We start from the raw sequence: 3854 nt of genomic DNA, 5'->3' as shown, positions 1-3854 counted from the left end.
TCAACGTTCTGACCACGCGCGCCAGCGCCGTCGCGTCGACGTCCACGCCGACAATGATCCGCTCCCCGCCGGAGAGGACGATCTCCATCCGCCCGATCGGTTCTGGCGCCGCGACGGGAGAGGCTGTCGGCGCCTCGGCCTCCGCCACTGTCAGGAAGGAGCTTCACCCGCTCCGCGCCGCCGTTCGCCGCGGCAGCCTCCTGACGCCGCCAGGTGAACAGAAGATTGGCGTTGACGCCATAGCGCTGCGCGACCATCGCCACAGACGCGCCAGGCTTCAGGCTCTCGGCGACCATCCGACGCTTCTCGTCGCTCGACGAGAAACGTCGTCGACGCGCGCCTCTCTGTAAGCGGCCTTTCGACCCCACCTTCAAGGCCGGCCGCCGATCGGCGAATGTCGGGCTCGCTGAATCGAGCGGGTTGGACACGTGTCGGACACTGAGCTTTTGCCCAAATCCAAGCCGGAGCCGGTGCGTCGGCTGGAGGTGTTCACTGGCTCGGGTCGACGCCGGATGTGGACCCCTGCGCAAAAGGCGGAGATCCTCGCTGAGATTTACGACAGCGGGGACACGGTGTCGGCTGTCGCTCGGCGCCAGGGGCTGACGCCGCAGCAACTCTTTGGCTGGCGGCGCGAGGCCCAACGGCGCGCGAGCCGGGCCGTGAACGATGCGGGGGCTGGGCACGGGGCGACCTTCGCTCCTGTCGTTGTCGAGGAAGCCCTTCCGAGTCTGGAAGCGCCGGTCGCGCCGACGGAGGGTAGCGGCCCCTCGATCATCGAGATCGTGATCGGCGCCGCTACGGTCCGCGTCACCCCGGGCACTGACGCGGCGACGCTGACCGCGGTGCTGCGTGCGGTGAAGGCTGCGACATGATCGCGGTTCCGGCGGGCGTGCGGGTACTGGTCGCGACGAAGCCGGTGGACTTCCGCCGCGGCGCCGACAGCCTCGCCGCCCTGGCGCGCGAGGAGCTTCAGCGCGATCCCTTCTCGGGTGTGATCATTGTCTTCCGCTCCAAGCGCGCGGACCGGCTGAAGATTTTGACCTGGGACGGGTCGGGGCTCGTGCTCTATTGGAAGCGGCTTGAGCAAAACGCGTTTCGCTGGCCGCCGATCGGTGACGGCGTGATGCGTCTGTCGGCTTCGCAGCTCGCCGCGCTCGTCGACGGGCTGGATTGGTCGCGTCTTCACGCGCGCGACGTCCCTCGTCCGGAGGCTGCGTCATGAAGCTGTGACCAATTGAATCAGCTTGCCATTTTCCTGATCACGACGATGCGCAATCGTGATTCTCTCTCGGTCATGAGCGAGAGCGCGAATCAGCCGCCGACCGAGATCGCCGAGTTGCAGGCGCAGCTCGCGACCGCGCTCGCCGAGCGCGACGCCGCGATTGCGGCGCGCGACGAGGCTCTCTCCCGCAACGATCGCCTGCAGCATCTCCTGCATCAGTTGCAGCGCATGCAGTTCGGCCGCCGGTCCGAGAAGCTCGACCCGGACCAGTTCGCCCTGGCGTTTGAGGATGTCGAGCAGGCCATCGCCACGAGCGAGGCCGCCGACGACAAGCAGAACGAGGAGCGCGCTCGCGCTCGTGCGGAAAGGCGCCGGGCGACGCGCGGCGCGCTTCCCGCCCATCTGCCGCGCGTGCACGTGACGATCGAGCCCGAGGACAAGAGCTGCCCGTGCTGCCGCTCGCCCATGCACGTGATCGGCGAGGAAACCTCCGAGCGGCTCGACGTCATCCCGGCGCAGTTCCGGGCGGTCGTGACGCACCGTCCCAAATACGCCTGCCGCGCCTGCGAGCAGGCGGTCGTGCAGTCGCCGGCGCCCGAGCGGCTGATCAAGGGCGGCTTGCCGACCGAGGCGATGGTGGCCTCGGTGCTAGTCTCCAAATACGCTTGGCATCTGCCGCTCTACCGGCAGTCTCAGATGCTGGCCGCCCAGGGCCTCCAAATCAAGCGATCGGTCCTGGCGTTCTGGGTGGGATACGCCGCGGCCGAACTCGAGCCGCTCTATCTGCGCCTTCGCCAACTGATCCTCGGCTCCGGCAAGATCGCGGTCGACGAGACGAAGGCGCCGGTGCTCGACCCTGGCCGCGGCCGGGTGAAGAACGGCTACTTCTGGGCGATCGCTCGAGACGACCGGCCCTGGGGCGGAACCGATCCGCCGGCCATCGCCTTCACCTACGCGCCCGGCCGCGGCGCGGTGCATGCGCTGAAACTGCTCGACGGCTATTGCGGCGTCGTGCAATGCGACGGCTACGCCGCCTACAAGAAGATCGCCGCCGAGGCGCTGGGCGAGGCCGTCACGCTCGCGTTCTGCTGGTCGCACCTGCGCCGCCGGTTCTACGAACACGCCAAGAGCGGCAATGCGCCGATCGCCAGCGAAGCGCTCGAACGCATCGCCGCGCTCTATGCGATCGAGAAGACAATCCGCGGCGCGAGCGCCGAGGAGCGGCGCAGTGTGCGCCGGGAGAGAAGCAAGCCGCTGGTCGAGGCGCTCAAGACCTGGCTTGAGCGGCAGCTCGCCCGCGTCTCCGCCAAGGCAACGATCGCCGAGGACCTTCGTTACGGCCTGAACCACTGGGACGGTCTCACGCGGTTCCTCGACGACGGCCGCATCGAGCTCGACACCAACATCGTCGAACGCGGAATCAGGCCAATCGTTCTCAATCGAAAAAATGCGCTTTTCGCCGGCCACGACGAGGGAGCCGCGAACTGGGCCTGCATCGCCTCGCTGATCGAGTGCTGCAAGCTCAACGACGTCGACCCGCAAGCCTATCTCGCCGACGTGCTCATGAAGCTCGTCAACCTCTGGCCCGCCTCCCGCATCGACGAGCTCATGCCCTGGGCATGGGGCGCCGAGCATCCGATCTCGCAACCGAAGGAGGCCGCGGCGTGACGATCGATCCGATTGCGGTCTGGTCGAGCTTCCTGGCTTCGCCGCAGGCGCCGAAGACGGCTATGTCTCCGCTCGAACTCGACGGCTACCTGACCGGCGTCGTCGTCACGCCGCAAGCCGACCCGATCCTGCCGAGCGTCTGGATGGCTCGGCTCTGGGGCGACGACGAACCGATCTTCGGGGACGACACGCAGATCAACGCCGTCCTCGGCGCCGTGGTCGCGCATTACAATCTCCTGATCCGCGACATCGACCGCAGCCTCAAGCGCATGGAGGCCGACCGCACGATCGATTATCGGCCCCTGTTCGTCGCGGGAGACGAAAAGCCGAGCCACGAAGCCGTGCGCGCATGGGCGCGCGGGTTCTGGAAGGCGATGACGCTGGCGCCGGCGACCTGGAGCGGGTTGGTCGAGGACGAACGGACCAAAGTCGTTCTCGAGCCGTTCATCGGCTTCTTCGATCTCGACGCCCCTCATGCCGACGAACGCCCATCCGACCTGGACGGCTTGCTCGACGCCGAAGCCGCCCTGGTCCCGCGCATGATCCTGATCCTGCGCAAGCTCGCCCGCATACGAGAAGCCGCAGGCCGCCGCCCGGCGCCCATCTTGCCGCGCGAAAAGGTCGGCCGCAACGACCCATGCCCCTGTCGCTCAGGGAAGAAATACAAACGCTGCTGCGCTGGCGCGTGAACCTCGGCCAGAGGCCGCCGTGGGATCCAAGGGCCGCTTACGTTTCGTGATGATGTCATTTCGAAGCAAACTTGAACCACGAAGCCGGGCGGTCCTGATCAGTCCGCCGTGAGGCGGTCCCTCCGGCTTCTCCTTTTCGTCCAGCTACATGTTGCACGGCTTGGTGATTAACCCGGCATTCTCGGTCAAGGTCGAGCCGTTCCAATGGAGAAAGACAACGCCTTTCAGCCAGAACGGGAAATAGGGGTCGGGCATGCATGGGCCTGGGACCTGAT

5 protein-coding genes are annotated in these 3854 nt (G+C 67.0%); 4 read left to right on the top strand and 1 reads right to left on the bottom strand.

Going from position 1 to position 3854, the window contains the following annotated elements; translation table 11 throughout:
• Nucleotides 1-368 (bottom strand): transposase (locus ABSF49_RS20905; RefSeq protein ID WP_424114562.1); only part of this gene is annotated, 368 nt, incomplete at its 3' end.
• A gap of 60 nt (nucleotides 369-428) precedes the next feature.
• Here ABSF49_RS20905 and tnpA point away from each other — a divergent pair.
• The 4 genes from tnpA (at nucleotide 429) to ABSF49_RS20885 (ending at nucleotide 3579) form a co-directional block, all read left to right on the top strand.
• Entirely contained in the window at nucleotides 429-872 is a 444-nt protein-coding gene (tnpA, locus tag ABSF49_RS20900) for an IS66-like element accessory protein TnpA (protein WP_424114561.1), read from the top strand.
• The gene (gene tnpB, locus ABSF49_RS20895) at nucleotides 869-1222 is read left to right on the top strand and encodes an IS66 family insertion sequence element accessory protein TnpB (protein ID WP_424114560.1); all 354 of its coding nucleotides are present in this window, start codon (nucleotides 869-871) and stop codon (nucleotides 1220-1222) included. The genes tnpA and tnpB overlap by 4 nt, the downstream gene beginning before the upstream one ends.
• A gap of 72 nt (nucleotides 1223-1294) precedes the next feature.
• Nucleotides 1295-2890, top strand: coding sequence for an IS66 family transposase (gene tnpC, locus ABSF49_RS20890; RefSeq protein ID WP_424114559.1), 1596 nt, complete (start codon nucleotides 1295-1297; stop codon nucleotides 2888-2890).
• Complete coding sequence (locus tag ABSF49_RS20885; protein WP_424114558.1) at nucleotides 2887-3579, top strand: UPF0149 family protein; 693 nt, start codon at nucleotides 2887-2889, stop codon at nucleotides 3577-3579. Before tnpC ends, ABSF49_RS20885 begins: the two co-directional genes overlap by 4 nt.
• The last annotated feature ends 275 nt before the right edge of the window (nucleotides 3580-3854 follow it).

The sequence above is a fragment of the Roseiarcus sp. genome (assembly GCF_049514155.1).
In the GTDB taxonomy this organism is placed as follows: Bacteria; Pseudomonadota; Alphaproteobacteria; order Rhizobiales; family Beijerinckiaceae; genus Roseiarcus.
The sequence above is the reverse complement of the archived record's forward strand: the minus strand, read 5'-3'. Positions and strand labels throughout refer to the sequence as shown.

Excerpts from the sequence above, each read along its gene's own strand:
- tnpB (WP_424114560.1), top strand. The coding sequence starts at position 869 with ATGATCGCGGTTCCGGCGGGCGTGCGGGTACTGGTCGCGACGAAGCCG.
- tnpC (WP_424114559.1), top strand. The coding sequence starts at position 1,295 with ATGAGCGAGAGCGCGAATCAGCCGCCGACCGAGATCGCCGAGTTGCAG.